Source organism: Candidatus Neomarinimicrobiota bacterium (genome assembly GCA_021157965.1).
Taxonomy (GTDB): Bacteria; Fidelibacterota; Fidelibacteria; order Fidelibacterales; family Fidelibacteraceae; genus Fidelibacter.
Genome location: JAGGVO010000012.1, coordinates 41,791 through 62,125, shown reverse-complemented (window position 1 = coordinate 62,125; position 20,335 = coordinate 41,791). Strand labels below are relative to the sequence as shown.

Annotated in this window: 19 protein-coding genes; 2 read left to right on the top strand and 17 right to left on the bottom strand. The window is 44.9% G+C overall.

Translation table 11 applies throughout. The annotated features are described in order from the left end of the window. Positions 1 to 38 precede the first annotated feature (38 nt). A complete protein-coding gene (locus J7K63_01420) occupies positions 39 to 284 on the top strand; it encodes a glutathione S-transferase N-terminal domain-containing protein (protein ID MCD6233684.1) in 246 nt (81 codons plus the stop codon). A gap of 16 nt (positions 285 to 300) precedes the next feature. Then, positions 301 to 573, top strand: coding sequence for a co-chaperone GroES (locus tag J7K63_01415; GenBank protein ID MCD6233683.1), 273 nt, complete (start codon positions 301 to 303; stop codon positions 571 to 573). 67 nt (positions 574 to 640) lie between these two features. On the opposite strand, the gene J7K63_01410 is transcribed toward J7K63_01415, so the two are convergent. From J7K63_01410 to J7K63_01330, 17 genes are all read right to left on the bottom strand, one after another. Beyond that, entirely contained in the window at positions 641 to 1,525 is an 885-nt protein-coding gene (locus J7K63_01410) for an ABC transporter permease (protein MCD6233682.1), read from the bottom strand. Beyond that, positions 1,525 to 2,178 carry an ATP-binding cassette domain-containing protein gene (locus tag J7K63_01405; protein ID MCD6233681.1) on the bottom strand — a complete coding sequence of 218 codons (654 nt, stop codon included), beginning with the start codon at positions 2,176 to 2,178 and terminating at the stop codon, positions 1,525 to 1,527. Before J7K63_01405 ends, J7K63_01410 begins: the two co-directional genes overlap by 1 nt. Further along, the gene (locus J7K63_01400) at positions 2,171 to 2,914 is read right to left on the bottom strand and encodes a class I SAM-dependent methyltransferase (GenBank protein ID MCD6233680.1); all 744 of its coding nucleotides are present in this window, start codon (positions 2,912 to 2,914) and stop codon (positions 2,171 to 2,173) included. Before J7K63_01400 ends, J7K63_01405 begins: the two co-directional genes overlap by 8 nt. Beyond that, the gene (locus J7K63_01395; GenBank protein ID MCD6233679.1) at positions 2,911 to 3,861 is read right to left on the bottom strand and encodes a calcium/sodium antiporter; all 951 of its coding nucleotides are present in this window, start codon (positions 3,859 to 3,861) and stop codon (positions 2,911 to 2,913) included. Before J7K63_01395 ends, J7K63_01400 begins: the two co-directional genes overlap by 4 nt. Continuing rightward, positions 3,854 to 4,441, bottom strand: coding sequence for a nicotinate (nicotinamide) nucleotide adenylyltransferase (nadD, locus tag J7K63_01390; protein MCD6233678.1), 588 nt, complete (start codon positions 4,439 to 4,441; stop codon positions 3,854 to 3,856). Before nadD ends, J7K63_01395 begins: the two co-directional genes overlap by 8 nt. A 5-nt stretch (positions 4,442 to 4,446) precedes the next feature. Continuing rightward, positions 4,447 to 5,205, bottom strand: a complete 759-nt coding sequence (bamD, locus tag J7K63_01385) for an outer membrane protein assembly factor BamD (GenBank protein MCD6233677.1) — start codon at positions 5,203 to 5,205, stop codon at positions 4,447 to 4,449. Next, the gene (locus J7K63_01380; protein MCD6233676.1) at positions 5,202 to 6,017 is read right to left on the bottom strand and encodes a hypothetical protein; all 816 of its coding nucleotides are present in this window, start codon (positions 6,015 to 6,017) and stop codon (positions 5,202 to 5,204) included. The genes bamD and J7K63_01380 overlap by 4 nt, the downstream gene beginning before the upstream one ends. 8 nt (positions 6,018 to 6,025) lie before the next feature. After that, positions 6,026 to 9,061 (bottom strand): PD40 domain-containing protein, encoded by a 3,036-nt coding sequence (locus tag J7K63_01375; GenBank protein ID MCD6233675.1) that lies wholly within the window; start codon positions 9,059 to 9,061, stop codon positions 6,026 to 6,028. After that, the gene (locus J7K63_01370; GenBank protein MCD6233674.1) at positions 9,021 to 11,951 is read right to left on the bottom strand and encodes a T9SS type A sorting domain-containing protein; all 2,931 of its coding nucleotides are present in this window, start codon (positions 11,949 to 11,951) and stop codon (positions 9,021 to 9,023) included. The genes J7K63_01375 and J7K63_01370 overlap by 41 nt, the downstream gene beginning before the upstream one ends. Positions 11,952 to 11,958: 7 nt before the next feature. Further along, complete coding sequence (locus tag J7K63_01365) at positions 11,959 to 13,254, bottom strand: PorV/PorQ family protein (protein MCD6233673.1); 1,296 nt, start codon at positions 13,252 to 13,254, stop codon at positions 11,959 to 11,961. Positions 13,255 to 13,550: 296 nt separating this feature from the next. Continuing rightward, the gene (gene nrdR / locus J7K63_01360; protein MCD6233672.1) at positions 13,551 to 14,006 is read right to left on the bottom strand and encodes a transcriptional repressor NrdR; all 456 of its coding nucleotides are present in this window, start codon (positions 14,004 to 14,006) and stop codon (positions 13,551 to 13,553) included. Continuing rightward, the gene (locus J7K63_01355) at positions 14,003 to 15,316 is read right to left on the bottom strand and encodes a serine hydroxymethyltransferase (protein MCD6233671.1); all 1,314 of its coding nucleotides are present in this window, start codon (positions 15,314 to 15,316) and stop codon (positions 14,003 to 14,005) included. Before J7K63_01355 ends, nrdR begins: the two co-directional genes overlap by 4 nt. A 1-nt stretch (position 15,317) precedes the next feature. After that, positions 15,318 to 15,719, bottom strand: coding sequence for a ribose 5-phosphate isomerase B (rpiB, locus tag J7K63_01350; protein ID MCD6233670.1), 402 nt, complete (start codon positions 15,717 to 15,719; stop codon positions 15,318 to 15,320). 32 nt (positions 15,720 to 15,751) lie between these two features. Further along, on the bottom strand, positions 15,752 to 17,026 hold the full coding sequence (locus J7K63_01345; protein MCD6233669.1) for a tetratricopeptide repeat protein: 1,275 nt from the start codon (positions 17,024 to 17,026) through the stop codon (positions 15,752 to 15,754). A 26-nt stretch (positions 17,027 to 17,052) separates the two neighbouring features. Continuing rightward, positions 17,053 to 18,258 (bottom strand): hypothetical protein, encoded by a 1,206-nt coding sequence (locus tag J7K63_01340; protein ID MCD6233668.1) that lies wholly within the window; start codon positions 18,256 to 18,258, stop codon positions 17,053 to 17,055. Positions 18,259 to 18,268: 10 nt separating this feature from the next. Beyond that, positions 18,269 to 19,426, bottom strand: coding sequence for a hypothetical protein (locus tag J7K63_01335; GenBank protein MCD6233667.1), 1,158 nt, complete (start codon positions 19,424 to 19,426; stop codon positions 18,269 to 18,271). Between the two features lie 73 nt (positions 19,427 to 19,499). Then, entirely contained in the window at positions 19,500 to 20,333 is an 834-nt protein-coding gene (locus tag J7K63_01330) for a glycogen/starch synthase (GenBank protein ID MCD6233666.1), read from the bottom strand. Between the last annotated feature and the right edge of the window lie 2 nt (positions 20,334 to 20,335).

Below are 20,335 nucleotides of genomic sequence, written 5' to 3'. Positions count from 1 at the left end.
TACCATGCTATTTGACAGGACCGGATTGTAGGAGTGCTATGGAACAAAAGCGAGTGATTGTCTTTACAACCCCGACATGTACCTATTGCAAACAGGTGAAGCGGTATCTCATGGAGAAGAAGATTCGGTTCAAGGAAGTGGATGTAAGCCGCAACACAAAGGCAGCCCAGGATATGATGCGGAAAAGCGGGCAACAGGGAGTGCCCCAGTTATGGATAAACAACAGACCCATTGTAGGTTTTGACAGACCGAAAATAAATAAAATGTTAAATCTCAAAACATGAGAGTCGGAGGAAATTCATGAAAATCAAACCACTTGATGATCGCGTGCTTGTAGAAACAGCACCCCAGGAAGAAAAGACAGCCAGCGGGATTATCATCCCTGATACGGCAAAAGAAAAAAAGCATCTGGGGACCGTTATTGAAGTGGGGACAGACGAAGAGCTGAAAGAACTCGTCAAACCCGGTGACAAGGTGCTCTATGGAAAGTATGCGGGAGAAGAGATCAAGTTGGATGATAAGGAATATATTCTTCTCCAGCGGAGTGATATTCTTGCAATCATAGAGGACTGATCTTAGGATGAACAAAAAAAGGGTGCTGAAGCACCCTTTTTTTTTAAATGATGAATTGAGTTCTGAACTAATAGTCTTCTCTGGCGAAGAGGTACATGAAGCTTTTGGCAGCCCGACTGCTGGAGAACATGCCCATGAGGGCTCCGACACTGATGGAAAAGGTCCAGATAAAGGGTGAAAAGGCCAGGGAAATGTCAAAAATATACTGGACAGAAAAATTGATAACCTGAAAGGAAAGATGGAGGAGAACGCCGGCAAAAGCTCCTCCCAGAGCTCCTTCAAGAATTCCTTCGAAAATATAGGGCAGACGGATAAACAAACCGCCGGCTCCCAACTGTTGTAGAATGGCAATCTGTTTTCTCCGGGCATAGACGGAAAGTTTAATGGTGTTTCGGATAAGGATATTCATGGCAATAATCAGGGAAATGATAATTCCTGTCCCCACAAGTGTCATCAGGCGAAAATACTTTTCCATCAGGATTAAAATTTCTTTATGATATTTTACATCATCAACGCCCCGGAGTTCTGAAATGCGTTTGGCCACATTTTCAACAATATCCGGATGAGTCATTTGTTTATAGAGCTTAATGTGAAAAGAAGGGGGAAGAGGGTTTTCGTCCAGAATATCATGAATATCCTCCCCGAACTCTTCCTTGAAAATCCGGGCAGCCTCATCCTTGGAAATGTAATTAATCATTTTTATTTGATGGATTTCCGCCAGTTCGTTCTGAATGCGTGTGATTTCATCTCTTTTCAGATTGGGATATAAAAAAACCTCGATTTCAAATTTGTCCTGGAATAAATCAAAAGATGTAAAGGCCTTGTATCCCAGAAGTCCCATACCAATGACAATGCTCAAAGATATGCCGATAGTGAATATTGCTACCAGTGCCGGCAGGCGGGCGGTCCACAAATTGATGAAGGTTTGTTTCAAAATAAATGATAGGCGCATTACAAATCCACCAGACTTCCATTTTCCATATAAATTCGGCGGTAATCCGTATCTTCAATGAGGGTGTAATTATGGGTGGCCATGATCACCGACGTTCCCAGGGCATTTATTTTCTTCAATAATTCAAAAACGGTATTGGCGGCTTCCGGGTCCAGATTGCCCGTCGGTTCGTCGGCAAGGACGAGAAAAGGGTTTTTTACAATTGCCCGGGCGATGGCAACCCGTTGTTTCTCACCGCCGCTCAGAGATCCGGCTTTCTGACGCCATGTTCCCAGAAGGCCCACTTCGTCAAGGATCACACTTACTCTTTCATGGATGGATTTTCGGGAATGACCGGTCATGATCAGGGGCAAAGCCACATTTTCAAAAACATTCAGATTTTCAATCAGGCGAAAATCCTGAAAGATAATTCCAATGCCCCGGCGGAGTTTCAGAATCTGCCGCTTGCTGATTTTCCGGCTGTCCCAGTTCCGGATTCTGATATAACCTTTGGTTGGCTGAATATCCATGTATATCACACGCATCAGGGTGGATTTACCACACCCCGTAGGTCCCAGGAGAAGCGTGAAATCCCCCTCGTAAAATTGGGTTGTGATATTCCGTATACCTTCACCGTTTCCGAAATTGACAGTCAGCTTGCTGCACTCAATCATGGGTGATTACCACCAGTAAGCGTTCAGATTGTTCATGTGCCTCCAGGTATGAAAATTCCTCTAAAAATAAGAGATTCTGACCCGGTAATCCAATGAACATTTCTTTTAATTCATGAAATGGCCAGATCCGCTGTTGATGGATTTCAATAACCTGTCGGCCCATGTGCGTGATTTCCAGATATGTAAGGCAAAGATTTTCTGATTCCAAATAGTCATGGTGTCGGTGGACAATGTCACCGTTCCCCATTTTTTTTATTTCATCCTGATTGATGAAGTAACGCTTTATCAGAGCCGGCAGAGCAAAATCAAAAAACAAACTTTGTCCCGGTTTACAAGATTTTTGCATGCGATGGATGTAATGTTTCAAAACATCCGTGTCTTTAATATAATTCAGGGAGTCATGGAGATTAAGCCCCAGGGTAAAATTGTCCGGCATGAAGGTTGTCATCATATTACCGACAAACCATTCATTTTCAGGGTATTTCTCTTTCGCTTGACGGATCATGGATTTTGAGATATCCAATCCACGGATTCGCCGGGCCCCGGCGGACAGGTGGTGCAAAAGGGTGCCCGTACCGCAGGAGAAATCAATGATGGCATCCGTTTGAATATTGAGTTCCGCTGAAAGATCCAGTAAATACTCCGCCCATCCTTTATAATCAATATCCGCCATGAGCTCGTCATAAAAATCTGCAGACCGGCTGTAAGGCGGAATGATATGAAGTGGGTGGCTCATAGGGAGAGATGCCGGGTCATATAAAGATAGAAGTTGAAAGTAAAATAAATCAGCAAAAGAATAATGCCGCAATACCGGTTTAATCCTTTTCGCAAGATAATCATGGGAAAGAGTATAATTACAAGTCCCAGCATGACCGGGATTTCAAAAGTAAATATCACCGGGTTTACGGGAACATATTTGAAGAGCCCGATTCCGCCGATGACAAAAAACATATTGAATAAATTAGAACCGATGATATTTCCAACGGAAATATCTGTCTCTTTCTTCACCGCAGCCATCACACTGGCCGCCAGTTCCGGAAGGGATGTCCCCACAGCCACTATGGTCATCCCGATGACGATATCCGGGATTTTAATAAGCTGTGCAATGTAAACTGCAGAGCTTACCAGCCAGTCCGAACCGAAGGTAAGTCCTGTGATACCGATTATGATGAAGAATAAGTTTATCAGTATTGAATTCGTTTTTTCCGGCAGCTTTTCTACAACCGGCACCTCTTCGGGGTGCAAGACCAGATAAGTGGTATATCCTACAAGAATAGATATAAAGAGGACTCCTTCCCGGAAATTCACGCCGTCCCGAATAAAGTATATAAAAACCAGGGATGATATAAGGAGGAATATGAGTTCTTTACGGATCATCTTATAGTGGATCACCAGTGGCGAGAAAAGCGCCGAAAGTCCCAGAATCAGTGCAATGTTGGCAATATTGCTGCCTACAACATTGCCGATGGCAATATCCGACTGTCCCTTGATAGAAGCCACAGTTCCAACCAGGAATTCAGGCATGGATGTCCCGAATGCAACAATGGTAAGCCCGATGATCATGGGTTTCACCCCGTAAATCCGGGCAATATTGGCTCCGCCACGGACCAAGAAATCTGCTCCGTAATAGAGCAGCACGATGCCGATAACAAAAAGTATCAGTTGGTGGACAAGTTCAGGCATGAGAATACAGGTTGTTTTCTTGAATATAGTTCAGAACAGATTCAGGAATCAGATTTGCCACATTTTCTCCCTTGCGGATTTTCTCCCGCAAGGCAGAGGCGCTGATATCCACAACGGGCCCGTCAATTGTTACACAATGGGGACGAAAATCGGGATGGATATCTGAAAAAGAATAGCCTTTTCTGGGAAAGACGGCAAAAGATACGCCCAAAGTCAGCATCTTATCGATATCCTTCCATTTTTGAATTGCTGCCATCTGATCCATACCGGCAAGAATGTATAATTTTTCTACGGCATCATAAAGGGATATAAGATAGTAAACTGTGTCAATTGTATAGGACGGGCCGGGTTTTTCCAGCTCCCAGGTGCTGATATGGACGTTTTCCATCTCCGCAAAAGCCCGTCTGAGCATTGCCAGCCGGTGTTTCCCTGCTGCGGGATTTTCCTTTTTAAAAGGAGAGCGGTTCACGGGCATAAGGATCATTTGATCCGGCGCAAGTTGCTCCAGAGCCTTACGGGCATAAAAGAGGTGACCGTTATGAACGGGATCAAAAGATCCGCCGTATAAACAGAGTTTCATGGAATTTACTTCCGGTCAGGGTCGCCTGTCAGGGAATTGTAACGGATTTTGTCCTGGGGGGATTTTAGCTTGGATTTGTCGATTTCACCGAATATTTCAGACAGTTTCTCCATATCCCCAATTTTCTTATAGCACTCAGCCATGTTCAGCAGGGTTGGTTGATAAAGGGGGGTATCGTAATATTTATTGATGATTTCTTCAAAGGTAATAATAGCTGCTTTCCACTCCCGTAAAATCATGTAAAGTTCACCGGCATCGAAGATTTTCTTGGCCAGTTTCATGCGACATGTTTGGATACGATCTTCAGCCGGTTTCCGGAATTTGCTGTGGGGATAGGTGTCGATGAAATCCTGATACTGCTGAATAGCATGATATGTATAGGTCTGATCCCTTTGATAAATGGGGGATAGTTCAAAATAGCACTCGCCAATCATAAAATCTGCCTCTTCAGCCAGGTCGCTGGCAGGCCAGCGGAGTAATAGCCGTTGAAACTCGTCAATGGCTACAAGATATTCTTTTAATTGGTAATGGGATTTAGCCAGCTTGAACTGGGCGTCATCAGCAATATCACTCCCCGGGGCGTTGTATACGACAAAAGTAAAGTGATCGATGGCTTTATAATATTTTTCATCGTCATAAAGCTGGTTTCCTTTTTCATAACGTTGCATAAAGGAACCGGTTTCAACGGTTTTGGAGCCGGAGCAACCCCATAGGACGAAAAGTGTAATGGTGGTAAGGATAAAGCTATACTTGTAAGATTTCATAAGCCTTCCAAATCAATTTGCATGTGAAAAGTTAAGCCCTGATTTCGGAAAGACAGATTGGGCACCATGTTCATGTGTACACGGTGAGCAAAGTGTTTGTTCCATCGGGATGTGCGAAAAAATGCATCAAAGGCAGAGATCAGATGATTGAACATAAGGGCGGATGTAAAATAGGTGGACCTTTTCAACAGGTCATTGGCGTCTTTTCGCATGTCGGCATAGTGTTCCTGATTGGGAGAAGAACGCCGGATAACCTGATAGTCGGGATCATCCTTGTATTCCTGCCAGTCATCCCAACCCTGTTTAAACTGTTTGTACTTGCTGATGTTTTCGTAAAAGTGGTACTCTTTTTCCAGCTCGATCTGGTCCCGGTAAGCCTGCCAGTCTTTCCATGTTTCAAAGGTCTGAATAAATTCAGTGAAAGTATACCTGTGTGTCCCGACATAGAGATAGACATTGTGTGTTTTCTCTGCAGCGGGGTTAGCCCATGGCTTTTCATACTCTCCGTAGTAGTCATCCAACCAGCGGATGACATTCCAGTGATTATCCGCAAAGGATGTATAGTCATCGGTTTTGGCATTTCCGGCCTGGTTGTAATATACAGTACCACTGATTCCGGCCAGTTCAAGAACCGAATATACAATTCCCCATGAAACAGATTGTGAATAAAACTGTCCGGTCCCCGGAAGAACGGCGGACATCAGCATGGCTTTTCGGGGATTTTTTTCCGGCTCTCCCATCTGAATTTTTTCAATTTTTTGTCCTGACAGCGAGGCACTCAGGATCAGAAAAAGCAGGATAATGCGTTTCATGGTTTTCCTTATAACGGATCGGTTCTGTTGGGAAAGTTAAAGAGAACGGACCAATAAAACCGCCACTCTTTTCCGAAAGTGACCATCTTTCCATTGGCTTCATCCAGCCGGCTGAAAGAATCCAGGCCGTAAACGGCATCCAGTGAGATGGCCAGGGGATAGGCATAAAAGGAGTGTCCGCCCAGGCGCAGTTCGATGCCCACATTTTGTTTTATGTCAAGATCTCCCAATCCGCCCCGCCAGGCATCCCCGGCCTGGTAATAGATACCGGCATACAAACGGTTAAAAAAGAAGGGTTCCAATCCAATGTGCATGTCAGGAATGACAGGGAAGCGGTATATGCCTGTTAAAACCATTTTCTGGGTCCCTTCAATGGAATAAAAAGGATATCCTTTCAGCCCCGGACGGCCGCCACCGTAGTAATGGAAAAAACTGTCGATTTTCGTGTTTTCCTGCCAACCGCTGTTGATGGCCACACTCAGTGCGCTCCGGTCCGGAAAGGATACAGGGAGAAAAAGTTCAGAGTTCAATTCCAGCCGGAAGGTATTTTCACGACTGTAGATTTCCTGAAGGGTGCTGTATTCTTCACTGATGCCAAAATCCTGAAGATACCGGTTGAAATCGTAAGCAATACTGAATTTTGTGGAAAAACCACGACGGGGATTGATATCACTGTGCCAGTCAGGAACAATAAAATCCAGAGTCCAGTCCGATTGAATGGAAGTCCCTTTGAAATATGTATAACCAAAGGGGTCATACAATATTCTCCGTGTTTTGTCATAATCAGTGATGGAAGCAGAGTACTGGTGATGATTAACGGACACGTGAAAGAGGTGATTCATCCACCGGTATTCCATGCCGCCGATAGCTTCCCAGAGTCTGAATGAGATATCCCGTTCGAGATCCGTTAATTCATACAGGCGTTCTGACTGGGAATCCAGATGGTAGGTTACGTAATATCCTTCCAGATATAAGGTCGGCAGGAGAAAGTTGAAATCCAGCCGGGCATAGATATCCATGTCCTTATTGGTTGCTATCCCCATGGATGTATACAAATTATATTTATTTAAGACTTCATTCTGAAAGGCGGCAAAACCCAGTTTAGGTTTGTTGTAATCAATCATCAGATAGGGCATGACAAAAAAACGGGAAAATTGGGATGTGTATGGCTCGGATTTGATATGGGGCAATTGGGTGGGATCGTAATCGTTATTTGGCAGAGTGTAAGGCCGGTACGTTGCATAATCAGGATTGACAGTTCCCGTTTGTGTGAGTTCTGCCAGTTTAAAAATGCCGTTTTCAAACAGGGTATACAAAATATTTCCATCTGGTGTGGTTTCAGGATAAAAGGCAGCTCCCGTCACGTTGGTCAGAAGGGATACATGACCGGTTTCCAGGTTCAGGGAATAAAGATTGAAAATCCCTGTCCGGTCTGAGGCGAAAATGACGGATTTCCCGTCTCGCGTAAAGACGGGGTGGCGGTTGTCACAGTTCTCTGTGGCTAAAACACTTTGTATCTCACCGTTTTGAGTGTCCAGACTGTAAATATTTCTCCCGTGCAACAAGGCCATGTCGAAGATAATGGATGTTCCGTCGGGAGATACATCCAGATCATAAACCTGTTCACCGTGATTAAAGTGGGTCAACGGTTCAATTGTACCATCCTGAGCAACGCGGGCCAGGTTATGACTCCCGTCATGAACGGTAATCACATAAATCTCGCCATCTCCTGAAACGGCAACGGAATACACCCGGTCATTTTTCGTTATAAATTCTGTTTTGTCGCTTTTAAAGTCGTATTTAGCCAAATCAAAATAGATAGAGCCGTAAATATTGGGGAGGCGCTGTTTCACGTAGTAGATATATCGGCTGTCGGGACTCCAGGCGATATTTCCCCGAATGCGGGATTGTTTATCCAATTGTTCCAAATCTCCGTTTTCAGTGAGTCTGAATAGATATGTCTGTCCCAGATAATCCCGGTTTTCCGCAGCAGATAATACGGTTTTCTCACCATCCGGAGATACAGAAACGTTAAAATAAGCAGGTCCTTTTTGCAGGAGGATTTCCCCCTTTTTTTCGTGCCGACGGATAGTTTCCGTGTCCCGGAGATAAGCGGCGGTTAGCGTATCCCGCCATTCATTGTATATTTCACGGCCTGTTTTTCCAAGGATGGCCCTGAAAACTTTGTTAAAGGACCAGTGACGGGCCGAAGCGGCGGTTTCGGCAATTTGGCGGTTTATTGAGGGACCATAAGTATGATTCAGGTAACGCACAAAGGCAAAACCGGTGTTGTATACCGACTCATTTCCCGTTCCCTTTTTGTCAAAATAGGCTGCTTCATTCCAGCTGAATAAATTGCCGTGCAGGGCTCTGTCTCTCAGAAGCATATCTCTGTGTGAATCCCACAAATCCCCCATGCTTTCGGCAAACTGAAACTGGGCAACTCCTTCAGCCCACCACATGGGCACAACCACATTAGCCACCGGCATGGCACCGATTCCTTTGGGGTACTCCATGATGATGTTGTCTTTATAGGGTTTTTCACGATCCAGGACCTGAATATAGCCGGCAGGAAATGTGATGGGAAATTTCATGGCCTTCCCCAGGGAAACGATATGGGAAAACTCATGAGTAAAAACATTCCGGATCCAGCTGTGGTTCCCCCTCAGGTCAAATTGAAGGGGTGATGCCCAAAGCAGGATTTTGTTTTCAAAATAGTAGGCGCCCCCGTTGGCATAATCATCGGTATCCTGTATGACAATCTGTGTTTTGGTAGCAGGCTCGTATTGGTACAGACCGGTAACATGGGGATACATTTCCTCCGCCACTTTCATCACCATCCGGGCTGTCTGTTCCGTACCGTCATGATAGTGATAAATAAAGTGTTCCGATTCAAAAGTATGCCAGTTCAGTTCGGGGTGATTGGGGCTTCCCCAAAGGGATACTGCTAAGAAAAGGAAAATAATCGGGAAAGAGAAGCATCGTTTCAGATATTTCATGAATTTATTTAAGTATCGCCGGTTTAATGATAAAGGTTTTTTCACTTCCGGATCCGTTGATTGTAATTTTTGCAATGTACACACCCGAATCGAGTGAACGAATATCCCACGGGATTTCATTCCACTGCTGTTGAATGGGGGTTTGTTGCAGATGTTCCACAAATTTACCCTGTAAATCGTAGATCTTAATATCCACAAATTCTGCTTCGACGGCAAAATACCGGAAGCAGGTTTTTTCATCCGAAACAGGATTTGGATAGTTATAAATCAGGTCTTTGGCTATTAACATCCCCCTGGGATAATCCGGTGTTGTTGTATTTATCCGGATATGACGGGTACTCCACAGGTCTCCGTTGGGATATGCCCAGTGCAGAGAATCTCCCTCCAACAGCAGGCGGTCGCCCTCAGAAAAAAGGGCTAAACCCTGTCTATGATGGGTCAGGAAAAAGGAGAAAGGTTTTGGGGTGATTGTATAAGATGTAAGTCGTGTACCTGTTTTATCAAAAATATCTATCCGTCCGTCAGGTTTTAAAGCGATGATCCGGAGCTCGTTCCTATCAAAATAGACACGTATAGCATCGTAGTTATTCCTGACAGGAAAACCATTCCAGGGGTGACCGTCACTGTCTGTCAGGATCAAATATTTCTCCGTTCCGCTTGTTCCCAGAAGTAGAAAATCCGGTCCCCGGGTTTCGGGCAGATCCAGGGGGATGATCTCGTCAATGATTAGATCCTGCTGATATCCCCGGGAATTGATCAGCCTTCCTTCAGAAACGTCATAAAAATAAAATCCTCCATGATCCGAATCTGTTACAATCAGTGTGTCTGAGTATGAGACCATGCTTCCTATGGTAAAAGACAATTGTTCCACTTGGCCTTTATCGGGATAATGCAGGAATTTACCGGAACTCACCAGGAGAGAATGGTTATATACAACGGTTCCGCCTATATCGGTAACGGTTGAAAAGGGTCCGGATAGAAAATCCCGGTCCAGATGATAAAAACTGAATGCAGAATTGTCTGAGTCGCCGTGAGGAAGAAAAAGTGTATTATCATACAGCAAAAGAGAACCAATTCTGAGTGCATACGAAAGAGAACGGGAAGTGGTGAGAACAGCTCGTAATGGATTGTCCAGGATATCATACTGTCTGACGACACTTTGGGCATTTTGTGTGTGGATAACGATGAGTTTGTTTTCATAGGGGAGAATCGCCGTGTTTTCGGCCCGGGCAGAGAGTGGGCTTAAATCCGCAAGGGAGACAAAACCCGTATCCTCCAGGCAGACCAGATGGTTTTCCCGCAATCCGTAAGGGATGTGTGTTTCTGTGTTGTGAAAATCCCATGTTCCCAGGGCTTCAAATCCAACGAATTGTTCCGGGCGTTCTTTGAGGAAGTCCAGTGTGAAGGAGGCTGAATCTGCCGTAAAAGTGAATTGTTTCAACCGTATTCCGGTTTCAATGCCGGAAAAACTCCGGGTATCGGGATGGGTCCTGTCGGAAAATTCAATATTCTTAATATTGTAGATATGGGAATTGTTATCCAGAAATCCCATGTTTTTCGAAAACCACATATCCCATTTCCAGCCTTGGTTTACCGAGCCGCTCAGGGGACCGTAATTTTTCCCGATATCGTAGGCGCCGTCTGCCTCTTCCAGGCGAACCATGGGAATTGCCTGGCCGTTGGGATTTTCCGGGTACTCAAAGAGAGCTTTATCAGGGTCATAGACATGCCAGATAAGCAAACCGGAAGCAGGTAGAGTGATATCGTAGTTTTCAACGGATTCCAGCACGCCCGTAGAAGGATTCAGCGAGTAATCTGCAAGTCCCATGTCTCTGACTTTTTCCAGGGCATCCAGATAGGTTTCGTAGCGTTCCGAATCCGGCAGGATATCATCCAAATGATTTTGATAAAGGGAATCCAGGCGGATTCCGGCATTTTTACGATATTCAACAAGGAAGTATTCCCGGCTGCTGACAGGGATTTTCAGGATTTCTCCCGGAAGCAGGGAGTAGCGGTTTGCATGTTCTGCCGTTTGTGGCGATTGGATACCCATGATGATTCGCTCGAAAGCAGAAAGGCCAATGGGGAGGAGTCCGTTTGCATTATTGGATCCCTGATCCATAAACCCAAAGATACCCGTTCCCGATTTGCCTGTCTCTGTATTATAAAGAGGAGGGAGACCAAGGAGAAAACCTGACATAAGGAGAGCTGTCCCGTTCAGAGCCACATTGAGTTTCAGTTGATTTTGCATTTCCGGCAGAACGATTCCCTGTTTGACACCCAGGGATTGTATCAGTGCAACTGCTTCGGGACTGAGGTATTCAGAGAGAAATGTTTCATCAAAATAGAAGGAAGGGATATCAAAAGGGGTGGGGTCATACATGTTGGAAAAGTCGAAATCTTGTCCCACTCCGGCGTGAAAGAGGATAACGGTTTCGAAGAGGGAACTTTCTCCGTGATTTTCTTTAAGGATTCTGAATGTTTCATAAACCAGTTCTGCCAGGCGGTAATCCACGCTGTCCGGTTTATCTGCCGGATGGTAATAGCGGATATTCCGGGGGAGACGTATAGATTCTGCGCCGGTGGGTAAAATCACAGATGCGCTTGTATCAATCCGGAGGGCTTGATTGGTCACATGGCGCCAGTAATTGCTGATCGCCTTCAGGTGGGATTGAAAATAAGCCTTGTTATGGGGGGGCGGGTCCAATGCATATCTATAATCACTCTCATCCCAGGATTGAAGAAAGGAACCGTTTCCGGTTGTAACCGGTGTATTATCCTCCTCAAATTCCACTAAAATCACATTCCAGTGCTGAGGAACCAGCACCGGCCGGCTAAATTGTGACGGGGTTCTGGTGGGAAGGGCATAGATCGTTGTATAAAAAGTGGCGACAAAGATCGCCGCCACAATCGTTGATAATCGCAGCCTGTTCATAGTTTAATTAATCTTTTCCGAAGCGGTACCTGAGACTGATACGCATCGTATTGGTCAGAGGATGGTTTTCGGCTCCGGCAGTATATCCGAAATCGAATCCGAGATTGTGGTACATGAGTCCGAAACCCAGTGTCGGATTGTTGATTTTTCCGGCTTTATCGTAAATATATCCCGCTCTCAGGGCAATCAGACCGTTATACACATATTCGGCACCGATGTTGAAAATCATTTGATCAATTTCGTTTTGAACACTGCCGTCATTAACGGATCCCACTTCAATCTTATTCATCACCTTATTGGTGGGATGTCCGCCAAAAACGCCCCAGCCCACCATCTCTTCTCCCGTATCCGGGTGATAGCTGACAGCCAGGTTGCCGTTTTCATCATAGTCGCCACCGACTACTTCATTTCCGTATGCGTCATAACCACCCTGTGGTTTTCCTTCGGCATCGTATCCGCCAATCACACCATCTCCCGAATAGTCGATATCGCCTTCATACTTCCAATCGTTGATCCAGGATGTAAAAATGGCTTTGTACCAGGGATCGGCATACGCTTCTTCTTTTGTATTTTTATCGATAATAAGGTTTCCGTTCCGGTCCATCGGCTGGTAACTGGCAACAAGCATTTTATTCACGTCGAAAACAATCGAGAATTTATTATGTTGTTTTTCCAGAACCTTCAGATTGATTCCCAGTTTCATGTTGGTCGGCATGGGATCTGCCTGGGCAACATCGATGAAAGCCACCTTGGGGCCCAGGTTTGAAAGATTCATACCAAAATCGATCTTGTTCCAAAGAAGACCTTTGTACAAATAACCAAAATCAAAGGCAAAACTTGTGGAGGACCCTTTTCCTTTTTCCTGAATGGTTCCATAAGGACTCAGCATCTGATATACAATTTTCGCATTGACGCCGAAGGCCTGGTTTTCAGAAATCTTAGTCCCGAAAGAGATGGTCACGGCGGCCATATACGATACGAAGGTTCCCAGGTCATTGTTGTTTTCATCCCTTCGTTGTTGTTCGCCTAAATTCAGGTAGATGATATGTCCACCCACGGTGCCAAAGCCGGGAATCCGGTAGCCGGTTGTGAGGAAGTTGTAATACATATCATCGACCAGGTTAGGGAGCCATTTTACATACATAAGTCCCACTTCATTTTTATCCATATAGGCCAGTCCGGCCGGATTCCAGTAAGAAGAATAGGCATCGCTGGCATCAGCCACCTGGGCTTCTCCCATGGCTTCTGCCCGGGCACCGGGAGCTATCAGTAAAAAGATTGCACCGGCATCCCCCTGAGCCATCAACGAACCGGTGGATGCAATGAAAATAATCATGAGAAGTAATATGAATCGTCTCAGCATAATTTTGGGTCTCCTTCAAAAAAAAACCGAACGACAATGACACGCTCGGCCTGATTGTTCGTTCAAAGGACATATTTGTCGGGGTCACTTTTTTCAAATAATCCTTTAACGAACGTTTCTGATGCTCACCTCTCGAATTTTTGCGTTGAAAGTTAATACCCTTGGATTCAGAATGTCAACATTTCTCTATCTTTACTTATATACGACAGAAGGGGTTGACGGTTCCGTGATGCCTGTCATGAATTCTCTTCCAAAACCTTGATTTCTTCTTTGAATTCGGTCACATCCTGAAATTCATGATAGACGGACGCAAAACGGATATAGGCAACTTTATCGATTTGGCGAAGTCTGTGGATGACTTCTTCACCGATAAAGGAGGACTTAACTTCGGACAGGCTCAATTGTTCGATTTTTTGTTCAATTTCCCGGGCAACATTCTGAATGGTCTTTAAAGAGACAGGTCGTTTCGTACAGGAAAGTTGAATGCTATGCATCAGTTTTTCCCGGTTAAATTCTTCCCGCGTACCATTGGATTTAATGACAAGGACCGGGCTCAGTGCGACATATTCATAGGTAGTAAAACGATACCCGCAGGCAGGACATTCTCTGCGGCGACGGATGCCGATCTCTTTTGTCAGAGGACGGCTGTCAATAACCCGTGTATCGGGCAGGCCACATTGGGGACATTTCATGATACATATCGACTCAGAAGTTCCGGATACAGCGGGTATTTTTCTGAGAGGACTTTAATTTCCTCTCGGACGGTCCTGAGGTTTTTCTCGTTATCAGGATCGGAAATCACCCGGTTGATAAATCCGGCAATCTCCTTCATTTCAGTTTCTTTAAATCCCCGGGTTGTCAGGGCTGGTGTACCCACACGGATACCGCTGGTGACAAAGGGGCTCCGGGTATCAAAAGGAACCATATTTTTATTCACGGTAATGCCCGCCTGTTCCAGAGCGTTTTCTGCTTTTTTACCGCTGATGCCCTTATTCCTCAGGTCGATTAGAACAAGGTGATTATCAGATCCCCCGGAGACAAGGTTAAAATCCAGACTTAACAGGGAATCGGCCAGGACTTTCGTGTTTTGGATAATCTGTTTGCTATACGATTTAAATTCAGGTTTTAATGCTTCACCAAAGGCTACAGCCTTGGCAGCAATGATATGCATAAGGGGACCGCCCTGAATACCAGGCATTACGGTAGAATTCATAATTTCGGACATCATTTTTGTCCGTCCGCTTTTGGCGGCTTTCAATCCGAAGGGATTTTCCTTGTCTTTCCCCATAAGGATCATTCCACCCCGGGGCCCCCGAAGTGTTTTATGGGTTGTGGTAGTTACCACATCACACCAGGGAATGGGATCCGGGTGCACGCCGGCGGCAATGAGTCCGGCAGGATGAGCTACATCCGCCATGAGATAGGCACCGACCTCATCGGCGATTTCCCGGAAACGGGCAAAATTGTAAAACCGGGGATAGGCACTGGCGCCTACGATAATGAGCTTTGGTTTATGTTCCCGTGCTTTACGAACCACATCATCGTAATCTATACGGCCGGTATCTGCCTTTACTCCATAACTGACAATATTGTAGAGTTTACCGGAAAAATTGACCGGGCTTCCATGGGTCAGATGACCGCCATGGGATAAATCCATTCCAAGGACCGTGTCCCCGGGTTGGCAATAGGTAAAATAGACAGCCATATTGGCTTGGCTGCCGGAGTGGGGCTGTACATTGGCATAATCGGCACCAAAGAGCTTTTTCGCCCTGTCCCGGGCAAGGTTTTCTGCCTCATCAACATACTCGCATCCGCCATAATAACGGTGTCCCGGATATCCTTCGGCATATTTGTTCGTCATAACGTTACCGGCTGTTTCCAGGACTGCCGGACTGACAAAATTTTCCGAGGCAATCATTTCGAGGGTCTCGTTCTGTCGCCGGATTTCACGGGTTATCGTTTGAAACAATTCCGGATCTTGTTTTTTCAGTATTTCAAACATATCAACACCCCGTTAGTGAATGAATTTTTTTGACCCGCTTTTCATGACGGCCTCCGTCAAAAGGGGTCGAAAACCATTTGTTTACCATTTTTTTTACTTCATCGAATGATGAAACCCGGGCACCCATGGCCAGTATATTGGCATCATTATGCCTTCGTGCCATTTCCGCATGAAATTCACTGGTACAAAGGGCAGCACGGATCTCAGGGACCTTATTCGCGGCAATGCTGATACCGATGCCCGTTCCGCAAAATATGACCCCGCAGGAACCATTGTTTTTCCGTACCATACGCGCAACTTTTACACCATAGTCGGGATAATCCACCGATTTTTCAGAATCAGTCCCCATATCCCGGACGGTATATCCCAAAGATCTTATGTATTCCGCCGTTTTCTCTTTCATAGAAAAACCGGCATGGTCGGAGCCGATATAGACTACTGTACTTTGACGGTTCGTGTAATCCAAGCGTAACCTTCTCCTACAGGCTTGAATTCATTGGGCCCTACTTTATTGGCCTCAGTTGCCAGAAAATAGTCACTCTGTCCGGTTATTATTAATTTATTATTTTCCAGAAAATTAATTTTGCTGCGGACATTGCCGTTTCCCTGCTTCAGGGCTTCTTTGAAATCTTCATAGGCCATGTGGTAAACCAGTTTATCGTTCAGGTTCAGGTTCATGGTATTTGCCTGGGCAATTGCCAGGTAGACTTCCCCGCGTTCCGCCATGGCCCGGCCGTTATGCGGCGGGATTTCCACAGCTTTGTCTGCAAACTGAAGGGCTTTTTGATATTGTCCCATTTCCCGGTACAGACTGGAAATTTTAATAAACAGTTCATTGTCTGTCGGATTTTTTTGAGCCAATTCCTCGTAAACAAGAACTGCTTTGTCCCGTTGCCCTGTATTCACATATGATTCTGCCAGCATTTCGGTTAAATTTTTATTTGAGGCATTGTACTTCAAAGCTTCCTCAAGGACCGTAACAGCTTTCACGTAATTATTACTGTCAATCAAACGCTGGGCATACTGATAGGCATACTGGGGATGGGATTTATCTGTCTCAAAATTCTTGGCATAGAGTTCAATAGGATCTACCCCTTTGGCTTCATAAGCTGCAATAATGGATAATTCGGCTTTTTTGTTATCCGGTTCGATTTCAAGAATCTCTTCAAGCAGGGTAATCTGTTCGTCATAGTGACCTGCTTTAAAATAGAGATCTGCCAGCTCAAACATATATTCTGTATTGCCCGGGTACAGGTTGTTAATACGTGTCCAGGCTTCAAGGGTCTTGTCCAGATTACCACGGTTGTAATATGCCATGAGCTTCAGCATGTGAAGATCGGTCGGTTTGTAAATCAGTCCCTCTTCAATCGCCCAGGCTGCCGAATCCGGCTGGTCGTTCCGGTAGTAACAATGAGCCAGATCTTTAAATAAGGGGTCTGCAAAATCTTCCACGCATCCCAGTTCAATAACATCCTTATAATTCCGGATGGCAGCGGTCCAGTTTTCCTGAATTTTATACTGATCAGCATTACTCATTTTAAAAAGACAACGGTTGTAATTTGCTTTCCGGATGGAATCCCGCTTGGCACGCTGTATGGCTGCAATTTCTTCCGGAGATCTTTGTTCATGGGGGACACAGTTTGTTAAAAAGAGTCCTCCCAACAACAAAGATATCCCAAGAATGAGGATTTGGTTCTGAAGTTTTTTCATCGTATCATATCTCCTGATTTTTGTTATCATCGATATTTTCCCCGGGTGTTAAACCATCGCTCAATGGAATTTATCGATATTTTAATTTGAAAAAATGTTTCGTTCATTTCAATATCTTCAAAAATATCCCCTGAATTTAAACCGTAATTAAAGCCAACGTCAATACGACTTTTAAAATTATTAAAGGGAATGCCAAATCCGGCACTGATTCCGTAACTCTGATAGTCCGTGCCAAGCCTGTGTTTGTCATAAAAAACGCCTGTGCGGTAAGTCAGGCTTTGAAAAAAGGGGACAAATAATCCTACGGCACCTCGTCTTTCGTATCCGGCAGCCAGATGATGTGATGTCGAAGAGGTATAATCAACATTGACCGGGTTGAATACTTTCAGCAGTGAGGCATGCTGAATATTCCGGTAGGTGTAATCTGACATAAGGTAATGACGGCGCCCGATTCTCCAGGCAATACCTGCCGAAAGTTCACGGGGGATGACAATGTGATGTGTTAAGGTGGTGTCAACCGGTTCGTTGTATATATATTCGCTGTAGCTGTTGTATTCCAGTGTCTTATATTTCATGCTGAAAGGATGGACATACCGTAAACCGAGAGTCAGATTGTCCATGCTTACGATAGTCCCCAGCGTGATTCGTCTTCCGTCAATCCCTTTGGAATAATACTTTTCAGAGCTGTAATACGCGTCGTTTGAAAAGCGGATTTCATTGCTGAGGGTATAACCGCCGGTAATTAATTCAAAGGCAACACCGCCATAAAACCGGGGAGCAATCTTATATCCAAATCCCAGTGAAAGAGAATAGATATCCCCTGTGGTTTTGAGAACTTCCGTAATATAGGATGTTTTAATCTGATATTCAGCCTGTGCGGATGAAATGGGATAAATTCCCAGCTGCAGGCCGCCTTTTTTACCTACCGGAATGATCAAGTTGGCATAATCGAAGCGAACGGAAGATTCATTATATCCGAAATCGGAAATATGGGAAATGCGGGAATTCATCCCTACCTCCAGTTCGGTAAATCGAATATGGGCCAGTTGGGCAGGGTTGATACTGCCGGTCATCGTGTCTGTATAAGCAGTGGATACCCCTCCCCGGCCGAAAGCTGACGCGGAATAATCTGTTCCGTATGTTCCCGTGCCGTAGAGTTCAAATATGCCACCACTCAGTCCTGATGTGAGCGCAAACAGAATCGTAAGAATGATTTTATAATTACGTATCATGAATCTCCTGTTAAAACTCGGTGCTTACAATTTTCATCTTAACCGAATCGGGATCAAAGGCAATTTGGTTAAAACCATACAATTCACTGCCGAGCCGGATAAAGAGTCCGCTCACGGCCGCTCCACTGTTATCCTGTAAATCCATTATCACTTCGGTGATGGGTATGGATACATTCAGGTGGTCTTTATAGATTTTTGCCGGATTTTGATAACTGCTGAAAAGGAAGTTTTTTGTTTCCCAGTCTTCAGAAGTAAAAAGACCGATATAAACGGTAAGGGAATCTTCGTCGAAATGGGATTCCGATTGATTGACGGTGAGAGAGAGTTCGGCGTAGTTGATGGATTTTCCCTGAACAGCAGGCAGAAAGCGGGATGAGGTGATAAAAGCCCGGCGAATAGCTCCCTGAGAGACAAAGAAAGGAGGTGCACTTTCTGTATTTCTTAGTTCGGAATACGTAAAATCCCGATTTGCGTAAACAGTAAAAGTGCTGTCTTTTGTCCCGGATGAATCAAAAACCGTACAGTTAAGTTCCAGGCGGGGCCAGTTCGAAACCGAGTTGTAGTCGGAAGAATAATAACCGGCCATTCCTTCTTGTCCGCCCGCGTCATAATTAAGGACAATACCGTTATTTGTTACATCTTCTTCAGGATCCCACCAGCTGTCGGCAATATCTGTACCTATTGGAATGATGAGAGAATCGGGGGTATAGGGGAATGCATTCAAAGGTGCCAGTTGAGGACTGACGGATTGCCAGTATGTATCGAAATCACTGGTATCGGACCAGGTGTATTCTTCTGTCTGGGGAATAAGGAACGTTTGAAAGGTGAAAGATTCCGGACTTCCCCATGTTTGATATTCACTGAGAATAATCCTGGCATTATTGACAACAAGGGAATCTGCGTCTGCATCCGTATCATGCAGCGGAGTGAAATTCGTAAAAATCAAAACGGTTTTACAATCTGCATCCCGGTAGCCACCAACATAATTGTAAATGGAGGATGACGAAGAAGAGGAGTTGTATTTTACCGTTAATGAATCGAAGTCATCACGTGACAACAGAACAGAATCCACCGTTGCCGTTCCCGGTCCGAACGGAAGCTGTACCTGATCCTTTTCACAAGATGACATCAGGATCAGTAATGAAAGAAAGAACCAAAGTTTGTGCATAAGCCTTCCTGAAAAAAATCCCGGGGGTGTTCAGAACCACCCGGGAATATACCATGAGTTTTTGAAAATATTATCAGATACTTTCGAGAAAGTTGTATACCTGTTTCGCCATTTCATTCCAAGTGTTTTCATCAGGATTTTCTATGGAGAGCTTCAGATATTGTTCCCCTTTTTGTTTCAGCAGCTTGTCAACAGAAGCATCGGAAAGGATGTCATCCAGGTGCGACATCTCAGGATGGTCCAGCAGGATAACGGCATGGGAATGTTTAATGGCAGATTTCAATAATCCCACCGGATCACTCAAATCTTCATCCGTTGTATCGATGTGGTATTCGTCAAGAATCTCTTTGCTGATGCCTTTAAAAACCATATCCTGGCTTAAAAGAAGGACGGGTTTTGTGGGTTTGTACCATTCGTTATCATGATAGGACTTCTTTAGCAGATAGGGAATAAGGGCTGATTCTGTATTGCAACAGAGCATGATGTCCGGTTGCCAGTACAGGTATTCCAGTGTTTGGATGGCCGTATGGTCAAAAATTGCAATGCACCCTTCCCATTGTTCATACGGGCTCAAATCATGTGATTCGGCGATGGGACGAGTGATTTTTTTAAATAATTCAGGGTATACCAAAAAGTAAACCTGAACCCGTGTTTCGGGGATAAACGCCGATTTCACTGAGGGGACAATTTCTCCGTCTTTATAGGGGACAGGAATTTCTTTGAGACGGATCACTTCCCGCAGGATATATTTTCTGTCTGAAATAAACCCGTATTTTGGCATGTAAAGGCGGATATCAATCTTGCTTTCATTGTAGATGGTTGATACGGCCTGAAGGAAATCACCGGTCAGGGAAGACTCGGTGAAAGGCGTTATTTTTCGTGTCGAGGCATAAATGCGTAATGTCATAA